Raw genomic sequence first — 17,826 nt, 5'->3', positions numbered from 1 at the left:
CGTCTCACTCCTTCTTAACGTGCTTCTGTTGCCTTCGCTTGAACGATTTTGGCAACGACTTCTTGTTCGACCATCTTTTCAGCTTGAACGAGCGCTCGGCTGAAGGCGTAGGCATTACTTGAACCATGCGCCTTAATGACCGGAGCCGCTATGCCGAATAGTCCGGCACCGCCATATTCTTCATAAGCGAGCAACTGCTTCATTTTTTTCAACTTCGGTTTTAGTACGAGAGCGGCGAGCTTTGATGTCCAAGAGCTCATGAATTGTTCTTTCATGACACCCATGATCATACTGGCAGCCCCTTCTGTACTCTTAAGTAACGTATTGCCGGCAAAACCTTCCGTGACGATGACATCGACGTCACCGCTCATCGCTTCTCTCGCCTCGACGTTCCCAACGAAATGAATCGGTGCTGTCTCAAGTAGCGGATACGTTTCCTTCGTCAGTGCATTCCCTTTACCGGCTTCTGATCCGATATTCAGGAGTCCGACTTTTGGACGTGTGATGCCGCGAACTTGTTCTGCGTAGACAGACCCCATGATGGCATAATCGAGCAAATGCTCTGCCTTCGCATCCGGGTTGGCGCCAACATCTAAGATGACGACACCTTTCCCATTACGTGTCGGGAAAGTCGGGGCCAGTGCAGGACGGTCAACTCCTTCGATTCGACCGATAACGAACAATCCGGCAGTCATGAGCGCTCCCGTGTTGCCTGCTGAAATCAAGGCATCTGCCTCTCCTGATTTCACCAGGTTTGCAGCCACAACGAGTGAGCTATCTTTCTTGCGGCGAATCGCACGTACCGGTTCATCTTCTCCGGTGATGACGGATGCCGCGTGGACGATCGTCACGCGCGGATCCTCGATTGTGTATGAGCGTAATTTCAACTCATCTCCGACTAGTCGGATATCGATGTTTTCGTTTGGACGTTCTGCCAGATAGGCAACGACCCCTTCTACGATGGCACGGGGTGCGTGGTCGCCCCCCATAGCGTCAACTGCTAAAATCATTTCGATTCCTCCTTACTACTTCGATACACCGTGAACTCACCGATAAAGACACATTCTTCACCGACATAACTCTCCACCGTGATGTCAGAACGACCATCTTGACGATGGGAACTGACGAATGCCTTCGCAACGACGCGTTCTCCGACGTGAACGGAGCGTGTGAACTGAACGTTCGCACGTGTCGTCAACGCGAGTTCATCGTCGATGAGCGCAATCGCAAGCGAGTTTGCCTGCGCGAACAAAATATGTCCGCGGGCGATCGCATTCCGACTAAACGCATGTTCCGGCAAAATCTCAAGGATCGAGATCGCAGATGTATCGAGTTTCAGGTCAATCATATCACCAATGACTTCATTTTCAGTCAACGTACGCACATCATCCAGCCGTTCGGTCGCGACGTGTTTAATTCGCTCCCGTAATTCCGGAATCTTTAATTCCATCCGGTCGAGACGAATCGTCTGGATACTGACACGGAATCGTGTCGCCAGCGCTTCATCCGTGATGAACGGATTTTGCTCGATCGTCTGTAATAATTCTTGTTGTCTCTCTTTTTTAGGTACCCGCATGTATGTTCCTCCCACAAGAAGGATGACCACTATTATTACCTGGTACTAACAGTAGTATATATCCCTTGTTGTTCACTTTCAAGTATTATTCGATTCTTTCTCCTTCAAGTAGCCCTTGTCGTTCGATATAGTCACGCAAGACATCGTATTCCGGCGCTTGCCAAAAGGCGTCCGATCGCAGTAAGCGGACTGCATCTTGTCGCGCAGTTTCCATGACTTGTATATCGAGCGCAGGATCAGTCAAGACGAAGCGCGGTAATCCACTTTGTTCGGTACCGAAGAAATTTCCGGCTCCGCGCAGTTTTAAATCCTTTTCCGCTAGCTTGAAGCCATCGTTCGTCTCCGTCATCGTCTTGATCCGTTCTTTTCCCGTATCGGAAGAGGGATCGGCGATTAGAATACAGTAAGACTGGGCATCGCCTCGACCGACGCGCCCTCTTAATTGGTGTAACTGCGCAAGACCAAAGCGTTCTGCATCATGAATGACGATGATCGACGCGTTCGGAACGTTCACGCCGACCTCGACGACCGTCGTTGAAACAAGGATTTGAACAGTATTCTCCTTAAACGCCTGCATGACCTCGTCTTTTTCAGAAGAAGTCAAGCGCCCATGCATCAAACCGACATGATAGGGCTTGAACCGCTCGGTCAATGTCGCATGTAATTCGATCGCATTTTGAACTTCGAGTGATTCGGATTCCTCGATCAATGGCGTGATGACGTAGGCTTGTCGACCTTGCGACAATTCTTTCTCGACGAACCCGAAAACGCGTTCCATCTGTTGCGGTTTCGCCCAGTAGGTCTCGATTTCCTTTCGTCCCGCCGGCATCTCATCGATGATCGAAACATCCATATCTCCAAAGACCGATATCGCAAGCGTACGCGGAATCGGTGTCGCTGTCATATATAATACATCTGCCTGTTCAGCTTTCGCGCGCAACCGCTTCCGTTGTTCGACACCGAAGCGATGTTGTTCATCGGTGATGACGAGGTGTAATGCCTTGAACTGGACGGTGTCTTGAATCAGCGCATGTGTTCCGACCAAGACGTCGATCTCTCCTGTTACAAGAGCTTCGAGCAAGTGTGCACGCGCTTTCCCTTTAACGGAACTCGTCAGTAAACCGACCCGAATCCCAAGTGGTTCAAGCAATGGGGCGAGCGACGCTGCATGCTGTTCCGCTAAAATTTCGGTCGGCACCATCAAGGCGCCTTGTTTTCCGGCACGAACCGTCGCGAACAAGGCGATGGCAGCGATGACGGTCTTCCCGCTTCCGACATCCCCTTGCAACAACCGATTCATTCGTTCGCCGCGACCGATGTCGTCTAGGATCTCTTTTGTCACACGTTGCTGGGCACCTGTCAGCGGAAACGGCAGGCTCTTGATGAAATTGGCAATATCCGTTTCATGAAGGGGAAGAGCAATCCCTTGACCTTTCCGTCGTCCAAGACGTAACGCCTGTAATTTCAGTTGGAAATAGAGGCACTCCTCGTAGACATAACTGCGACGAGCAGCCGTTAACTCTTGTCGATTCGTTGGGAAATGAAGCGACTTTAACATCGTCATCCGGTCTTGTAACCGGTATGTCTTCCGGATACTATCCGGGATCCGTTCAGCTAATGCCTCAGTCTCCTTGAACGCCAAGTCGACGACGCGTCGGAATGTCTTCATCCGCATGTCACCCCGGAGCGAGTAAACGGGTGTCAATTCGCCTTCGATTGCCCCGAATTGCAATTCCGTCGCAGAGATCGTCATCCGGTGTAAGTCCCACTTGCCACTGACCGTCACTTCTGCTCCGAGTTGTAATTGGTCTTTGTAGAATGCCCGGTTGAACATCGTTACGGTCACACTATACCGTTCTTCGACGAGCAGACGGAACGTCAAACGGTTCTTTCCTTTTCCGTAATAGCGCACAAGTGGTTCAGATTGGACTTGACCCGTGAACTTGACTTTATCCTCATGGATTGCTTCCGTTAGACTTCCCGTCACGAAGTCGTCATAACGAAACGGGACGTGCTCGAGCACGTCCGCAACGGTGAGAATATTCATCTCTTCTAGTTTTTTCGCCAAATCCCGTCCGACACCTTTTAATGTCTTGACGTCACGTGATGGATTCATTCGATAACTCTCCGAAGATTTTTGCTTCGAGCCAGCGACCAGTCGGCGTATTCGCGAGTCCACCTTTTGCTGTCTCGCGAAGCGCAGACGGCATCATCTGACCAATCTCATGCATGGCTGAGATGACTTCATCACACGGAATCCGTGACGTGATTCCAGCGAGTGCCATGTCGGCAGCGACAACAGCATTCGCCCCACCCATCGCATTGCGTTTCACGCATGGCACTTCGACGAGTCCTGCAACAGGATCACAGACGAGTCCGAGCATGTTCTTCAGCGCGATCGCAAAAGCATGCGCTGACTGATCCGGTGTTCCGCCCGCCATCTCAACGATGGCAGCTGCTGCCATCGCTGTTGCCGAACCGACTTCTGCTTGACAGCCACCAGCCGCTCCGGAAATCGATGCATTGTTCGCGACGACGAAACCAAACGCACCGGATGTGAACAAGAAGCGTAACATCTGCTCACGCGTTGGGTTTAAGCGATCTTTGACAGCAAATAACGTGCCTGGCACGACGCCGGCACTCCCTGCCGTTGGTGTCGCACAAATTTTTCCCATCGCAGCATTGACTTCATTCGTTCCGATTGCCTTACTAACGGCGTCCAGTAATAAATCACCGGATAATCCTTTACCTGAAGCACGGTACCGTTGAAGCAAGACAGCATCCCCACCGGTCAGTCCTGTCACCGACTGGACACCGTCACCATCAAGTGAACGAGCGACTGCTTCTTCCATCACTTGCAGGTTTCGTTCCATCATCGCATAGACTTCATCTCGCTCTAAATGACGAACCGTCATCTCTTGCTCGATCATGACTTCCGAAATCGGAATATTTCGTTCCGTCGCGATGGCGACGAGTTCTTTTACGGATTTAAACATGTCTTCACTCTCCCATCATGACGGCACGCTCGACTTGAGGTAACCGATCGATTTCTTCCAACACTTCTGCCGTTATCCGGTCATCAATCTCAATTGCCATAAGTGCTTGTTTTCCTTTTTCATGCCGTGACACTTCCATATGCCCGATATTGATTTCGTAATCAGCCAAAATGCTCGTCACGGCTGCAATCGCACCAAAGCGGTCATGGTGTAAGACGACGAGTGCCGGTCCCCCACCGGACAAACGAAGCGGTACATCATTTAATTCCGTGATTTCAATCGTTCCCCCACCAATTGAAATACCAACCAATTCAAACTCTTCTACTCCATTCTTCAAATGGACACGAGCCGTATTCGGATGATCCGTCAACGCCTCACTCGTCTCGAAATGAATCTCAATCCCTTTCGACTTCGCGATATCGATCGATTGTGGAATCCGGTCGTCAAACGTATCGTATCCGAGAACACCGCCGATGATGGCGACATCCGTTCCATGTCCACGATACGTATCCGCGAATGAACCGTAAAACGTGATGTGGATGACAGTAGGCGTTTCCCCGAATAATTTACCCGCCATCAATCCAATCCTTGCAGCCCCTGCTGTATGCGAGCTCGATGGACCAACCATGACTGGTCCGATGATGTCAAAGACGCTACGATATTTCATTTCTTTTCCCCTCTCTATGAAACAAACGAAATCCCACCTCTATTATCGCAGATGGTGGGATTCGTGAAAAGGCTAGTCGCCCTTTTTCAGTATGATGGTTTTATTCGACGCTTAAAATGTACGAATAAAGTGGTTGTTTGCCGTCGTGGACTTCCACTTCAGCATCCGGATTGACCGATTCGATGTACGCGACGAGTGCGTCAACTTCTTCTGTTGAGACGCCTTCACCGTAAAGAACCGTGATGATTTCGTCGTCCTCAGTGACGAGTGTATCGACGAGTTTCTTGACTGCACCAAGACTTGAAGCGTCCGTAGCGACGATTTGTTTTTCAGCAATCGCCATATGGTCGTCCTTCTTGATTTCTACACCATCGATGTTCGTATCACGTACGGCATATGTGACTTGTCCCGACTTAACGGCTGCAATCGCATCTGCCATGTGCGCTTCGTTCTCTTCGACAGTCGCTTCTGGATTATAGACGATTGTTGCTGCTAAACCTTGTGGAACTGTTTTTGATTTCACGACCGTCACACCACAATTCGCAACAGATGCTGCTTGTTCAGCGGCCATGATGATGTTCGAGTTGTTTGGATAGACATAAACGTGTTCAGCGTGTGCATCCTCGATCGCCTTAACGATATCTTCCGTCGACGGGTTCATCGTTTGTCCGCCTTCGATGACGACACTGACACCGAGTGATTTAAAGAGTTCGCTGATTCCTTCACCCATTGCGACTGTCACGAGGGCTGCTTTCGCTTTTGCCTTCGGTGCAGCGACTGGAGTGACTTGGTTCGCACCTTCTTCTTCAAGGATCGTCGAGTGTTGTTGACGCATGTTTTCAATCTTAACAGCGACGAGTTCACCGAAACGTTGTCCTTTTGTGATGACTTCTCCTGGTGTTTCAACGTGGACGTGAACTTTAAGGAGTTCTTCATCCGCGACGACGAGCAACGAATCACCGAATTCCGCTAATTCGTTCCGGAAGTCTTCTTCGCTGAACGGTGCATTCGCAAGCTTGTCATCTTGGAAACGAACCATGATTTCCGTGCAGTAACCGTAATGGATTTCTTCTGTCGACATGAAGCTTTGAGCCGTTTTATGATGCTCTGCTTCGACGAGTGCTTCCATGACAGGCGCATGCGGCTTGTCGAGTTCTTTTCCTTCGAGTGTTGCGAGGAATCCTTCATAGATACAGACGAGACCTTGACCACCAGAGTCAACGACACCGACTTCTTTTAATACCGGAAGAAGTTCTGGTGTTCCGTCGAGCGATACTTTCGAAGCTTCGACGAGTTGACGCATCAACTCTAAGAAATCCGTCGTCGTCTCAGATTGTGCGATAGCAGCGACAGCTGTTTCACGGGCAACCGTCAAGATTGTTCCTTCAACCGGTTTCATGACTGCTTTGTATGCTGTATCGACACCTTTTTGTAACGCATCTGCGAATTCCTTCGTATCAATCGTTGTTTTGCCTTCGATTGATTTCGAGAATCCACGGAACAATTGACTTAAGATGACGCCAGAGTTTCCGCGCGCCCCCATCAATAATCCACGTGCGAAGACGTTCGCGACTTCCGATACAGAATCCGAAGTTGATTTACCTGCTTCTTTTGCACCTGAAGTCATCGTCAAATTCATGTTCGTTCCCGTATCACCATCTGGCACAGGGAAGACGTTCAATGAATCGACGAAATCTGCATTTTGATAGAGATTCGCCGCGCCATTTTGAATCATCTTGACTAACTGCGCTCCTGTTAAACGATCTACACTCACTAAAGTTTCCTCCTCTATTCCCGCCTTAGACATTCGTCAAGCGGACTCCTTGGACAAAGATGTTCACAGATGTCACGTCAAGACCTAGTGCCTGACTGAGCGTGTATTTCACGCGACTCTGTACGTTGTTCGCCACCTCTGAGATTTTCGTTCCATAGCTTACGATGATATGCATATCGATATGGACCTGCTCTGAAGCCTGTCGAACGATGACACCGCGTGCAAAGTTCTCACGTTTTAAGAGTTCAGCAAGACCATCCTTGATTTGAGACTGGGATGCCATACCAACGACACCAAAACATTCCATTGCTGCGCCGCCCGCAAGTTGCGCGACGACATCATTATCTACATCAATCTTTCCATAGGTCGTTTTCATCTCGATCGCCACCTGAGTAGCCCCCTTTGAATATTGTATTCTTCTCATAATTCTACTATAAGGACCTACTATTGAAAAGTCGCCGTACTGACTATACAATGAATAAGTGAAAAATAGTAGCGGTCAAATGAACTTTTACCATCATCCTCATCCATTATTTTAAATTTCGAGGTTGTCTGTCAAGTTTTTTTCTTGTCAGCTACTTTTTTTATGTTGCAACCGCCCTGACACCATGCTAAGATAGCAAAGTGTCTATTAGGACGAACGCAAAACAACATAAAAGGAGGCGGAACGCATGGCACGTAAATGCTACGTTACTGGGAAATCGCCAAAGTCGGGTAACAACCGTTCACACGCATTGAACAAAACAAAACGTACTTGGGGAGTCAACGTACAAAAAGTACGTATCCTCGTCGACGGTAAGCCGAAAAAGGTTTGGGTTTCAGCTCGAGCTCTTAAATCAGGTAAAGTCGAACGCGTATAAGGCGCAACCACCGGATGGGAATCTTCCCTTCCGGTTTTTTTATGCCCTCATTTATTTTTCTCATAAACTAATTGTCGCTTTTATTGAAAACGCTTACAATAGGAACGTACTTTATTTTGTCAGAATTGGGGGAAGTCATCATGCAACTCAAACGAGAGATGACGAGTCGACACCTGTTCATGATTTCACTCGGCGGAATCATCGGAACAGGCTTATTTTTAGGGTCAGGATTAACGATTTCACAAGCAGGACCTCTCGGGGCGGTCCTCAGTTACATCGTGGGTGGGACCATCATGTATCTGACGATGTTATGTCTAGGAGAATTAGCGGTCTATCTGCCGGTCTCGGGGTCATTTCAGACCTATACGACCCGCTTCATCGGACCAGGGGTCGGCTTTGCCGTCGGTTGGATTTATTGGCTCGGCTGGGCCGTGACGGTCGCACTCGAAATTACAGCTGCCGGCAGTTTGATGGACCGCTGGTTTCCGAACGTACCCGTTGTCGTCTGGTGTACCGTCTTTACGGTCTTGCTGTTCGGTCTGAATGCCGTCTCCGCCAAAGCATTCGGTGAAGCTGAATTCTGGTTCTCGAGTTTGAAGGTCCTCGCGATCCTGTTCTTCATCATTCTAGGTGGCGCTGCTTGGTTCGGCTGGTTACCGATGGAAGCAGATCGCCCAACATCGTTATTCGCGAACTTTACGGCAAGCGGTTGGTTTCCAAACGGGATTCTCGGTGTCTTGACGACGATGATTGCCGTCAACTTCGCCTTCCAAGGAACGGAATTGATCGGTGTTGCGGCTGGGGAGTCCGACACGCCCGAAAAATCGATTCCAAAAGCCATCCGCAATACAGTCTGGCGGACGTTCATCTTCTTCGTCTTATCGATTACGATCGTTGGTGCATTAATTCCGTATGAAACAGCTGGCGGAGTCAGCAGTCCGTTCATCATGGTCTTTGATGCGATCGGTATTCCGTACGCTGCTGATTTGATGAACATCGTCGTCTTGACGGCACTATTGTCCGTCGGAAACTCCGGATTATATGCGGCGACTCGGATGTTATGGGCGATGGCGCAAGAAGGGATGATTTCAAAGAAATTATCTTACGTCAATGCACGTGGTGTGCCGATGCGCGCGTTACTCTTTACGATGATGTTTGCGATGTTATCGCTCCTAACCGCGTTTTTCGCAGAGGATACCGTCTTCATTTGGCTCTTGTCCTTAGCCGGACTTGGCGCTCAAGTCGGCTGGATTTCGATTTCTGCTTCGCAGCTCGCATTTCGTCGTCAGTTCGTCCGAAACGGACACGATGTATCCGAACTGAAATTCAAGACACCACTCTATCCGGTGTTACCACTGATTTCGCTGACGTTAAACGTCGTCGTCCTCGTCAGTCTTGCGTTTCAAGCGGATCAACGAATCGCTCTATACATCGGTGTTCCTTTCTTCCTCGTCATGTGGGGAAGTTATCATCTCTTCGTCAAAGGAAAACATCTATCCGCCCAAAGCGACATCCGTGTCGCCCCTTCTCAACTCGAAGAATAATTTCATACAAAAAGAGGCCATGGATTTGTCCACGGCCTCTTTCCTATGATTGTGCTATTCCTTAAGCGTCCGCATCATCAATAGTTCTCCTTGATGGAGCTCTACCTTCGCTTCTGACGCACACCATTCATTACTGACGGTCAAGGAACCTCCGACCGGTACTGGATGTGCATCAAGTGGATATTTGACTCCGGATAAGCTTAAAGTAGATGGTACGAGTGGAATGAACGAAAGATAATGATAGCTCCCTGCTTCGACTGCATACGTTCCCTCAGCCAAGTATCGTACCTCTTCTCGTTTCGTCACGAGTCGTGCCTCTGGGTATCGCTTCAATAGATATACATTTTGGACGGTCATGTCGAGCCGCCCACCTGTCGCCCCGATAATGAAGGTATCCTCAAACTGTTTCTTCTCTGAGACTGTACGAAGTGCCAGTTCGAGATCCGTTTCATCTTTCTCGGCCGGATGAACGATTGCCCCTTCTGGTACATAACCAAGCGAATCAAAATCACCAATCGTCAGGTCGCATGTCAGCCCAAACGATTCAATCGTCTGAACACCACCGTCGACACCGACGATAAAATCACCTGGCTGACAAAACGTCCGTAAATCCGGCGCTTCTTCTCGCGGACCGGCACAGACGAGAATCGCCCGCATCTCAGACGCCTCGTGCCGAATAACGGAGTAAGCGTGGCGCAGTCGTAAATAAAAGACCCGCAACGACACCACAAAGAACGTAAGACGGTACCATGTATGTCGCGTTATAAATCAATGAATACGGTACGACTGGACCTTCGGCATACTCGGCAAAAAAGACGATTCCACTGATGACATGACAGATATAACGGAGTCCTGCGCCTAATAACGTCGCCAGGAGAACGAACGCCATCAAGCTTTTCTTTTGTCCATTGCGCGCGGCTAGTCTGACTTGACGCGCGAACAGACCACTTAATCCGACGACACCATACGCAATCGTATAGTCAAGCATCGGTTGAACGATCGTCAAGACTTGTGGAGCGAACATCAATTGAATCGTACCGACAAGCGCTCCCGTGACGACCCCTCCGACGACACCGTGGCGAAATGCCATGACGAAGATCGGTAACATCGCTAAGCTGATTGAGCCTCCTTGTGGCATTTTGAATGGAATCAGTAAATCAAAGACGACTCCGAGACTGGCGAAGATGGCAATTTCCATCATCATTTGTAACCGTTTCATGCTATTTTCCTCCTTCATTGTACGAGAGGACGCAAAAAGGCAGTACGACGAACGCCGTACTGCCTGCGTGCGCCACATCCCTACGTCCGTTTGAACGGAACAGGTTCGAAGGGTTAAAGTCTAAAAGACTCCTCTCAGCCGCTTTTCAAGCGACACCCCTTGCGGTCATCATATTTCGTTTTCTCGTTCTTATTATACGGCAGCCCCTTGACGAATGCTAGTGATCGCTTCCGCATAATCTGGTGCATTGTAGATTGCTGATCCTGCGACGAGAACGTTCGCACCGTTATCGATGCAAAGCTTTGCCGTTTCCGGATTGACGCCACCGTCAATCTCGATTTCAAATGTCAGACCACGATCTGCTTTCATTTGCGCAAGTGCTGCGAGTTTCGGCATGACACGCTCGATGAAGGCTTGTCCACCGAAGCCCGGATTGACCGTCATCAATAAAACCATATCGACATCCTCAAGGACGTGTTCAATCGTTGATAATGGCGTATGGGGATTCAAGACGACTCCTGCCTTTGCGCCCGCTGCTTTGATTTGTTGCAAGACACGATGGACATGATTCGTCGCTTCGACGTGGAACGTCACGATGTCCGCCCCTGCTTTGACGAAATCCTCGACGAAACGTTCTGGCTGGTCGATCATCAAATGGACATCGAGAATCATATCCGTCTTTTGACGTAAGCTGCTAAGCACAGGTAATCCAAATGAGATGTTCGGTACGAACTGACCGTCCATGACATCAAAATGGATATAGTCCGCGCCTGCTGCTTCGACTGCTTTAACATCGCGTTCGAGATTCGCAAAATCTGCTGATAAGATAGATGGTGCAATTTTAATCATCTTCAATACCTCCGGGCTCGATTCTTGATTTCGTCTATAAACATACCATAGTTCTCATAACGAGAGGACATGATTTCTTGGGCTTCGACGGCTTCCTTGACTGCACAACCGGGTTCATTCAAATGCAAGCAACCTCGGTATTTGCAATCATCTTGTACAGCCACGAATTCAGGGAAACTCCACCGTACATCCTCGATTTCCATATCATACGGAAAATCGAGGTTCGAGAAACCTGGCGTATCGGCAATCAATCCTTCGGCAAGCGGCATCAATGTGACGTGGCGCGTCGTATGACGTCCGCGTCCGAGTGATTTCGAGATCGCACTTGTTTCTAAATCAAGAGAGGGTTCCAGTGCATTGAGCAATGAACTTTTCCCGACACCGGATTGTCCGGCGAGAACGCTCGTTTTTCCAGCAAGTAACGGACGGACTTGCTCAATACCTGCCAACGTCTGACTTGATGTCTCGATGACCGTATACCCAATCTTCCGGTAAGCGGCAATCGCCTCTCGGACAGCCGGTCCTTTAACATCGTCCAGCAAATCCATCTTCGTCAATAGGATGACGGGTTGAATTTCCTTCGCTTCGATCAAAACGAGAAATCGGTCGAGCAAGTGCGCTGAAAAATCAGGTTCTGCCGCCGAGACGACGAGCAATGCCTGGTCGATATTCGCGACTGGAGGGCGTACTAAAAAGTTGTCCCGCTCCTTCACTTCGAGAATATATCCTGTCTCACTTTCGATATGAAGAACGACCTCGTCTCCGACGACTGGACTGATGCCGCGTTTTCGGAAATTCCCTCTTGCCCGTGAACGGACCTCTCCTTCTGGTGTCATGACATCATAAAAGCCACCCTGCAGACGTATGATCGTTCCTTCTCGATTCTCTTCGATGCGTTGTTCCGTCATCCTATGCACTCCTTTTTCATCACATTCATTGTGCGTCTTTTGCTTGATTGTACGTGATGGTTTTTGAACGATACACCGTATCGTCTTTATAGATCGTAATTTTTCCTTCTTCTCCTGGATCAATCGTCACCGGCACGTCGAATGTCTCATCTTGATCAATCGATTCCTCGATGACGGTCCGCTTCCCTTTCGCGTCTTCCGTCTCAATCCGGATGACTTGTTTCGGTGGTTCCTCGTCCTCGTTCTCGCTGACCGCATCATAGACGACCTTTTCAGGGAACGTTGCCGTCACCGTTTTTTCTTCCTCACCTTTTGAGATGAACACCGTCACGGAGTCGTTCGGTTCGACTTGTGCTCCTGCTTGCGGGAATTGACGAATGACTTGATCGAGCTTGACGTCACTTGAAAATTCTTGTTCAAACGTGCCGTCGAGACCCATTTCATCGAGATACGCTTTTGCTTCATCACTCGATAAGTTCGTCAAATCTTTCAATTCAAAGGACGAAGTTCCTTCTGAGACAGTGATTGTAATCGTCTGTTCTTTTGCAATCACTTCCGTCCCAGCAGAGATCGATTGCCGGATCACATTACCTCGCTCGATTTCATCCGACTTTTCACGTTCGACCTCGACTTTAGCGAATCCAGCCTCTTTTAATGTGGCAATCGCCTCTTTTTCAGCGTCATCTGTCACATCCGGTACTTCGACCGGCGCACTACCTGTAGAGACGACCAAGTTGACTGTCGAGCCTCTCTTGACTTGTGCGTTTTCACGCGGTGTCTGACTGATGACATCGCCTTCCTCGACTGTATCGCTATTTCGTTCTGTCGTCTCAACAACGAATCCTAGTTTCTCAAGCTTCGTTTCCGCTTCGTCTCCATCCGTCTTGACGACAGATGGTACGGTGACCGTTGGATCTGGCCACATCGCAAACGTCGTAGCTGCACCACCTAGCAATATGAGCAATAAGAGGACGATCCACCAACGTTTTTTCTTTTTCTTTTCCGGTGTTTTCGGTTGAACGGTCGTGACGGCGGGTGATTCTGGTTCCGCTTTTGATTCTTCTGGCACTTGTACAGGCGATAAGACCATCGTTTTTTCCAGCTCATCCTCTTCTGCACCTCGGATACCTTCGCTTGCTCGTTCGTCAGACAACGCCGTCACCATATCTGCCTTAAATGCTGCGACGGACTGTTGACGGTCATGCGGTGCTTTTGCGAGCGCCTGCATGATACAGTTCTCAAGCGCTTGTGGCACTTTCGGATTCAAGACGGATGGGCGACGCGGTGTATCTTGCAGATGCTTTAAAGCAATCGCAACCGGTGAATCACCTTCGAACGGGACTTGTCCTGTCACAAGTTCGTATAAGACAGCACCAAGTGAATAGATATCCGACTTCTCATCCGCAAATTTACCTTTTGCTTGTTCCGGTGAAAAGTAATGGACGGACCCAAGGACGGACATCGTATGCGTCAGCGTCGCATTCGACATCGCCACAGCGATTCCGAAATCCGTTACTTTGACGGTACCATCCTCTCGAATCAACATGTTTTGCGGTTTGATATCGCGATGGATAATTCGGTGTGCATGGGCGTGATCGATCGCATCACAAATTTGAGCGATGATATCGACGGCCTGCGGCACAGGTAATGCTTGATTTTCACAAAATGTCTTTAATGTCATACCATCGATATACTCCATGACGATGTAATAGATGGCATCTTCTTCGCCTACATCATAGACGGCAACGATGTTTGGATGATTCAAGCTGGTAGCAGCATGAGCTTCACGTTCGAATCGACGAATGAACTGTTCGTCATGCGAAAATTCGGTCCGTAAAATCTTAATGGCAACATGACGCTTTAAAATCTCATCATAGGCTTGATAGACATTCGCCATCCCGCCACTTCCAACTAGCCGTTCTATGCGGTAGCGGTCATTTAATCGATCTCCGTATCGCATATTCAGACCCTCTTTCTTTCTTTGAACCGGATGGCGGCAATCGTAATATTATCCGCGCCTCCTCGAGCATTCGCTTCTTTCACCAATCGTCCGACGATCTCATCAAGCGGTTCATCCTGTAAGATGATCTGTTCGATGACATCATCTGGCACTTCATCGGTCAACCCGTCACTACAGACGAGGACGAGGTCATAGTCTGGAGCATCTCTGACTTGAATGTCGACTTCGACCGTTTCGTTCGAGCCGACCGACCGTGTGATGACATTCTTACGTGGATGATTTTCGACTTCCTCATCCGAAAGTTCCCCCATTTGTCGTAACATGTTGACGTAAGAATGATCATCCGTCAATTGTTTTAACGCCGTACCTTCAAGGGCATAGACCCTACTATCTCCAACATGACCGATGACGAGCAAATCTTCGACCCAGCATACGCAGGCAATGGTCGTTCCGACGATTGCAAGTTGCTCGTCTTTTGAAAACTGAAGAATCCGGGCATTTGCCTCGGCTACACGTTGTTCTATCCATTCAGACAATTCCATCGGACGATTTGGCATGAGTGAAAAGGATGCTTCAAATACCTCGCGAACGATCGCACTTGCGATATCGCCAGCAGCATGACCTCCCATACCGTCCGCAACGACGGCAAGACCACGTTCAGCGTTCCCGACGAGTAATACCGTATCCTCATTTTTAGTCCTGACTTTCCCAGTAGTCGAAAGGTGAGCTAACTCCATGACAGTCCTCCGTTCGTGTCAATCTTCTCGTTTTTTAAACGCGGCAATATAGAAGCCGTCCGTTCCGACTGTCGTCGGTAACAACTTGAGTTCTGCTCGATCCCCGATCAGATGTCGCACGGATTCCGGCATCCGTGCCGCGAAGGATGTATCAAATTCAAATCCTTGATCGAGAATGAACGCTGTCTGGTCCTCGTTCTCAGTCGGATCAATCGTACAAGTCGAATAGACAAAGGTTCCACCCTTTTTAACGAGTGGTAAGACAGATGTCAGAATATCTCGTTGAATTTTCGGGAGTTGCTCGAGTTGTTCCGGGCGTTTCGTCCATTTGATATCTGGTTTTCTTCGAATGACACCGAGTCCTGAACAAGGTGCGTCGACAAGAATCCGATCAAACGATTCTACTTCAAAGCGGTCTCCTGCTTTACGAGCATCTAACGCTTCTGCTTGAACAGTCGTAAGACCTAATCGTGTCGCTTGCTGTTCAATCAATTTAATCTTATGTGGATGAAGATCAAGTGCCTGTAGTGTTCCCGTCGTCAAACCTTCAGCAATATGCATCGCTTTCCCACCAGGTGCGGCACAGCTGTCAAGTACATGATCAGATGTTTCTGCACCGAGTGCACGGGCGACGAGCATTGAGCTCTCATCCTGCAGAGAAAGATACCCACGGTCAATCAGATCCGTTTTTTGAACGCTTCCTCGTTCGATTTCGAGACCGTCTGGCGCGACCGTAGATGGTTTTGCCGTCACACCTTGGTCGAGTAGAAGCTCGATCGCTTCCTCTCGCGTCGTCTTCGTCCGATTGATGCGAACCGTGACCGGTGCAGGTGTGTTATTCAATTGACAGATTTGAAGCGTTTCTTCCGGACCAAACAGTTCAATCCAGCGTTCGACGAGCCACTGCGGATGACTCGTTTCGATGCTGATTCGTTTTGCAACAGGCTCAATCTCAGCAAAATGGGGCATTCCCGTCCGTAATACATTCCGGAGCACTCCGTTGACGACTTTCGAGACGTGGACTTTCCCACGTTTTTTAGCAATCTCGACAGCTTCATGGATGACGGCATGATCCGGTACACGATCAAGATAAAACAATTGATACACACTCATCCGTAACAACGGACGCATGAACGGATCAAGTTTTTTCTGTTTCGCTAGATACGGCTCCAAAATATAATCCAGTGTCAATTCACGACTGAGCGTCCCGTAGACGAGTTCCGTGAACAAGCCGACATCTGTTGCTGAGATAGCACGCTTTTCAAGCATCTGGTGGACGGTGATTGTCGAGAAGGCACCACCTTGACCAATTTTCATCAGTGTCGTTACTGCTGCGTCACGTACATTCATGCGTTCTCACCTACTTGTTGTCCGAGTTCAAGCGATTGACCGATCCCGCGCATGAACGTAGCACCGTCCATCCGTTTTTTTCCGGACGGCTGTAAGTCGATCAGCTTCAACGCTGTCTCCGAACCTGTCGCGATGACGGGACCATCCGCTTCTAAAGCGATGATTTCGCCTGGTCGTCCCGTTCCTTTGACTTTCGTCGCGAAAAAGACTTTCAATCGGTCATCACCAAGCATCGTATACGTACTTGGGAAAGGATTCATTCCTCGGATTTGATCATAGAGTGTCTCACCCGGTAACGTAAAATCAAGTCGTTCCCGCTCGCGTGAGATGTTCGGCGCAAACGTCGCTTCTGCCTCATCTTGCGCTTCCGGTGTCAATTCACCTGCGAACAGACGCGGTAAGGTCTCAAGCAATAGTCGCGCTCCTGCGTCCGCTAATTTTTCAAACATCGTTCCGACTGTATCGTTCTCTTCGATCGGAACAATGATTTTTGACAACATATCACCCGCGTCAAGTCGATCGACCATATACATGATCGTCACGCCTGTCTCTTTTTCTCCATCGATGATTGCTTGATGAATCGGTGCACCGCCACGATATTTCGGTAGGAGTGACGCATGGACGTTGATCGCCCCAAAGCGTGGTGCTTCCAAAATAGCTGTCGGTACAATCTGACCGTAAGCTGCCGTGATAATGAGATCTGGTTTTAAATCAAGGACGTCCTGATAGTCTTCACGAATCCGTTTCGGTTGCAACACAGGAATATCGTGTTCCATCGCGACGAGTTTCACAGGTGTCGGTTTGACTTCCCGTTTTCGTCCGACCGGCTTATCTGGTTGCGATACGACACCGACGACGTCATACCCAGCATCGATCACTTCACGCAGTGTCCCTGCCGCAAACTCAGGTGTCCCCATGAAGACGACGCGCGGTTTTTCTTGCTCGACAAGTTTATCTGTGAACAGGACACCGTCTAAATGATCCATCTCGTGCTGGATGGCACGTGCAAAAAAGCCGTTTGCCTTGATTTTGACCGTCCGCCCGAGACGATCTTGCGACTTGACGACGATGCGGTCGAACCGTTCGACCGGTCCGAAAATGCCTGGCATGCTGAGGCATCCTTCGTCATCGATTTGTGAACCATCGGCTTCGATGATTTCCGGATTGATCAGCTCGATCGGTCCTGTCTCATCATCCGTATGGACGACAGCTACACGGATCGGTTGATTGATTTGCGGTGCCGCTAAGCCGACACCATCATATTCGTACATCGTATCGAACATCCGGTCGATCATCTTACCGAGTTTTTTATCGAACTTCGTGACAGGTTCACATACCTGTCGTAATACATCATTTGGTACTTCTACTACTTTATACATACAGACA

Annotated in this window: 17 protein-coding genes and 1 riboswitch; of the genes, 2 read left to right on the top strand and 15 right to left on the bottom strand. The window is 49.2% G+C overall.

The window, feature by feature from the left end; all coding sequences use genetic code 11:
* Positions 1-14: 14 nt before the first annotated feature.
* From plsX to KNQ06_RS04370, 7 genes are all read right to left on the bottom strand, one after another.
* Entirely contained in the window at positions 15-1,010 is a 996-nt protein-coding gene (plsX, locus tag KNQ06_RS04400; protein ID WP_050677493.1) for a phosphate acyltransferase PlsX, read from the bottom strand.
* Positions 1,007-1,576 (bottom strand): transcription factor FapR, encoded by a 570-nt coding sequence (gene fapR, locus KNQ06_RS04395; RefSeq protein WP_023468752.1) that lies wholly within the window; start codon positions 1,574-1,576, stop codon positions 1,007-1,009. Before fapR ends, plsX begins: the two co-directional genes overlap by 4 nt.
* 85 nt (positions 1,577-1,661) lie before the next feature.
* A complete protein-coding gene (gene recG, locus KNQ06_RS04390; protein WP_035396758.1) occupies positions 1,662-3,692 on the bottom strand; it encodes an ATP-dependent DNA helicase RecG in 2,031 nt (676 codons plus the stop codon).
* On the bottom strand, positions 3,676-4,572 hold the full coding sequence (gene sdaAA, locus KNQ06_RS04385) for an L-serine ammonia-lyase, iron-sulfur-dependent, subunit alpha (protein ID WP_023468754.1): 897 nt from the start codon (positions 4,570-4,572) through the stop codon (positions 3,676-3,678). Before sdaAA ends, recG begins: the two co-directional genes overlap by 17 nt.
* A gap of 4 nt (positions 4,573-4,576) precedes the next feature.
* Positions 4,577-5,239, bottom strand: coding sequence for an L-serine ammonia-lyase, iron-sulfur-dependent subunit beta (gene sdaAB, locus KNQ06_RS04380; RefSeq protein WP_215147417.1), 663 nt, complete (start codon positions 5,237-5,239; stop codon positions 4,577-4,579).
* A 100-nt stretch (positions 5,240-5,339) separates the two neighbouring features.
* Positions 5,340-7,013, bottom strand: a complete 1,674-nt coding sequence (locus tag KNQ06_RS04375) for a DAK2 domain-containing protein (RefSeq protein ID WP_369815311.1) — start codon at positions 7,011-7,013, stop codon at positions 5,340-5,342.
* A 25-nt stretch (positions 7,014-7,038) separates the two neighbouring features.
* Positions 7,039-7,401 (bottom strand): Asp23/Gls24 family envelope stress response protein, encoded by a 363-nt coding sequence (locus KNQ06_RS04370; RefSeq protein ID WP_023468757.1) that lies wholly within the window; start codon positions 7,399-7,401, stop codon positions 7,039-7,041.
* Between the two features lie 283 nt (positions 7,402-7,684).
* On the opposite strand from KNQ06_RS04370, the gene rpmB reads away from it, so the two are divergent.
* Both rpmB and KNQ06_RS04360 read left to right on the top strand, forming a co-directional pair.
* The gene (gene rpmB / locus KNQ06_RS04365; RefSeq protein WP_023468758.1) at positions 7,685-7,873 is read left to right on the top strand and encodes a 50S ribosomal protein L28; all 189 of its coding nucleotides are present in this window, start codon (positions 7,685-7,687) and stop codon (positions 7,871-7,873) included.
* Between the two features lie 140 nt (positions 7,874-8,013).
* Positions 8,014-9,417 (top strand): amino acid permease, encoded by a 1,404-nt coding sequence (locus tag KNQ06_RS04360; RefSeq protein ID WP_064299638.1) that lies wholly within the window; start codon positions 8,014-8,016, stop codon positions 9,415-9,417.
* A 54-nt stretch (positions 9,418-9,471) separates the two neighbouring features.
* On the opposite strand, the gene KNQ06_RS04355 is transcribed toward KNQ06_RS04360, so the two are convergent.
* The 8 genes from KNQ06_RS04355 to fmt form a co-directional block, all read right to left on the bottom strand.
* On the bottom strand, positions 9,472-10,074 hold the full coding sequence (locus tag KNQ06_RS04355) for a thiamine diphosphokinase (protein ID WP_029342104.1): 603 nt from the start codon (positions 10,072-10,074) through the stop codon (positions 9,472-9,474).
* A gap of 1 nt (position 10,075) precedes the next feature.
* Entirely contained in the window at positions 10,076-10,636 is a 561-nt protein-coding gene (gene thiT / locus KNQ06_RS04350) for an energy-coupled thiamine transporter ThiT (protein ID WP_023468761.1), read from the bottom strand.
* Positions 10,637-10,696: 60 nt separating this feature from the next.
* Positions 10,697-10,806: riboswitch (TPP riboswitch) on the bottom strand.
* Positions 10,807-10,828: 22 nt separating this feature from the next.
* Entirely contained in the window at positions 10,829-11,485 is a 657-nt protein-coding gene (rpe, locus tag KNQ06_RS04345) for a ribulose-phosphate 3-epimerase (RefSeq protein ID WP_029342106.1), read from the bottom strand.
* Positions 11,486-11,487: 2 nt separating this feature from the next.
* Positions 11,488-12,393 carry a ribosome small subunit-dependent GTPase A gene (gene rsgA / locus KNQ06_RS04340; RefSeq protein ID WP_215147415.1) on the bottom strand — a complete coding sequence of 302 codons (906 nt, stop codon included), beginning with the start codon at positions 12,391-12,393 and terminating at the stop codon, positions 11,488-11,490.
* A 25-nt stretch (positions 12,394-12,418) separates the two neighbouring features.
* A complete protein-coding gene (pknB, locus tag KNQ06_RS04335; RefSeq protein WP_215147413.1) occupies positions 12,419-14,353 on the bottom strand; it encodes a Stk1 family PASTA domain-containing Ser/Thr kinase in 1,935 nt (644 codons plus the stop codon).
* Between the two features lie 2 nt (positions 14,354-14,355).
* Positions 14,356-15,090, bottom strand: a complete 735-nt coding sequence (locus KNQ06_RS04330) for a Stp1/IreP family PP2C-type Ser/Thr phosphatase (RefSeq protein ID WP_023468765.1) — start codon at positions 15,088-15,090, stop codon at positions 14,356-14,358.
* A gap of 18 nt (positions 15,091-15,108) precedes the next feature.
* Positions 15,109-16,440, bottom strand: coding sequence for a 16S rRNA (cytosine(967)-C(5))-methyltransferase RsmB (gene rsmB / locus KNQ06_RS04325; RefSeq protein ID WP_215147411.1), 1,332 nt, complete (start codon positions 16,438-16,440; stop codon positions 15,109-15,111).
* Entirely contained in the window at positions 16,437-17,819 is a 1,383-nt protein-coding gene (gene fmt / locus KNQ06_RS04320; protein WP_050677507.1) for a methionyl-tRNA formyltransferase, read from the bottom strand. The genes rsmB and fmt overlap by 4 nt, the downstream gene beginning before the upstream one ends.
* Between the last annotated feature and the right edge of the window lie 7 nt (positions 17,820-17,826).

The sequence above is a fragment of the Exiguobacterium sp. s91 genome, assembly GCF_018618915.1.
Taxonomy (GTDB): Bacteria; Bacillota; Bacilli; order Exiguobacteriales; family Exiguobacteriaceae; genus Exiguobacterium_A; species Exiguobacterium_A abrahamii.
The sequence above is the reverse complement of the archived record's forward strand: the minus strand, read 5'-3'. Positions and strand labels throughout refer to the sequence as shown.

Coding starts and splice junctions, on each gene's coding strand:
- plsX (WP_050677493.1), bottom strand. CDS start 1,010: ATGATTTTAGCAGTTGACGCTATGGGGGGCGACCACGCACCCCGTGCC.
- fapR (WP_023468752.1), bottom strand. CDS start 1,576: ATGCGGGTACCTAAAAAAGAGAGACAACAAGAATTATTACAGACGATC.
- recG (WP_035396758.1), bottom strand. CDS start 3,692: ATGAATCCATCACGTGACGTCAAGACATTAAAAGGTGTCGGACGGGAT.
- sdaAA (WP_023468754.1), bottom strand. CDS start 4,572: ATGTTTAAATCCGTAAAAGAACTCGTCGCCATCGCGACGGAACGAAAT.
- sdaAB (WP_215147417.1), bottom strand. CDS start 5,239: ATGAAATATCGTAGCGTCTTTGACATCATCGGACCAGTCATGGTTGGT.
- rpmB (WP_023468758.1), top strand. CDS start 7,685: ATGGCACGTAAATGCTACGTTACTGGGAAATCGCCAAAGTCGGGTAAC.
- KNQ06_RS04360 (WP_064299638.1), top strand. CDS start 8,014: ATGCAACTCAAACGAGAGATGACGAGTCGACACCTGTTCATGATTTCA.
- KNQ06_RS04355 (WP_029342104.1), bottom strand. CDS start 10,074: ATGCGGGCGATTCTCGTCTGTGCCGGTCCGCGAGAAGAAGCGCCGGAT.
- thiT (WP_023468761.1), bottom strand. CDS start 10,636: ATGAAACGGTTACAAATGATGATGGAAATTGCCATCTTCGCCAGTCTC.
- rpe (WP_029342106.1), bottom strand. CDS start 11,485: ATGATTAAAATTGCACCATCTATCTTATCAGCAGATTTTGCGAATCTC.
- rsgA (WP_215147415.1), bottom strand. CDS start 12,393: ATGACGGAACAACGCATCGAAGAGAATCGAGAAGGAACGATCATACGT.
- pknB (WP_215147413.1), bottom strand. CDS start 14,353: ATGCGATACGGAGATCGATTAAATGACCGCTACCGCATAGAACGGCTA.
- KNQ06_RS04330 (WP_023468765.1), bottom strand. CDS start 15,090: ATGGAGTTAGCTCACCTTTCGACTACTGGGAAAGTCAGGACTAAAAAT.
- rsmB (WP_215147411.1), bottom strand. CDS start 16,440: ATGAATGTACGTGACGCAGCAGTAACGACACTGATGAAAATTGGTCAA.
- fmt (WP_050677507.1), bottom strand. CDS start 17,819: ATGTATAAAGTAGTAGAAGTACCAAATGATGTATTACGACAGGTATGT.